Source organism: Acidovorax sp. KPB24-03, assembly GCF_057546605.1.
Window position 1 is genome coordinate 1 of record NZ_BAAJYR010000781.1, and the last position, 916, is coordinate 916.

A 916-nucleotide genomic window follows, 5' to 3' on the forward strand; every position below is an offset into this window, starting at 1 on the left:
GTGGGCTCGTCCAGGATCAGCAGCTGCGGCTGGGTGAGCAGCGCCCGGATGATCTCCACACGCTGCATCTCGCCCACGCTCAGGGTGTGCACAGGGCGCAGCGGGTCGATGTCCAGCCCGTACTCGGCCGCGGTGGCAGCGATGCGGCGCGTGACCTCGGCCAGCTGCAGCCGCTTGTCCAGGCCCAGCCACACGTTCTCGGCCACGGTGAGGGTGTCGAACAGGCTGAAATGCTGGAACACCATGGCGATGCCCAGCGCCCTCGCCTCCTGCGGATTGCGCACCGCCACCGGCTGGCCGTTGAAGTGCAGGGTGCCCTCGTCGGGCTTGACCGCGCCGTAGATGATCTTCATCAGCGTGGACTTGCCTGCGCCGTTCTCGCCCAGCACGGCGTGGATCTCGCCGGGCTGCACCGTGAGGGACACGCCGCTGTTGGCCACCACGGCCGGATAGCGCTTCGTGATGCCCGCCAGCTGCAGGCGCGGCACCGGCGCCGCGGCGGCGGGGGAGGTGTGGGAGGAATTCATGCGGGCGATTGTCTCTTGATTTTCAAAGGGGGTTGGGCACGAAACCGGAATGCTGCGCACGTCCTTCATGCGTTGGCCGCTATGCTTTTCGTAGCGATGCTGCCACGGTGCGCACGCTGTCGCGCAGCCACATGGCGGCGGCCGAATGGTGGGTGCGGGCATGCCACAGCTGGTAGTACATCAGGCGCGGGAAGGGCACCGGGCACGGCAGCACGGTGAGCGGCAGGCGGTCGGTGAAGCGTTCGCAGAACTGCCGCCCCGTGGTGAGCACCAGCAGGCTGGCGGCGACCATCTCCGGGATCAGGCTGAAATGGGCGCAGCGCGCGGTCACGCGGCGCTGCAGGCCCAGGGAGTCGAGGTGCGCATCGATCACGCCGCGCGCGCCGGGG

General features: G+C 68.9%; 2 protein-coding genes. Both read right to left on the reverse strand.

The window, feature by feature from the left end:
- The coding region (locus AC27KI_RS25960) for an ATP-binding cassette domain-containing protein (protein ID WP_487116717.1) at nt 1-527 on the reverse strand (527 nt) is incomplete at its 3' end.
- Between the two features lie 79 nt (nt 528-606).
- A partial coding sequence (locus tag AC27KI_RS25965) for a LysR substrate-binding domain-containing protein (protein WP_487116719.1) occupies nt 607-916 on the reverse strand: 310 nt, incomplete at its 5' end.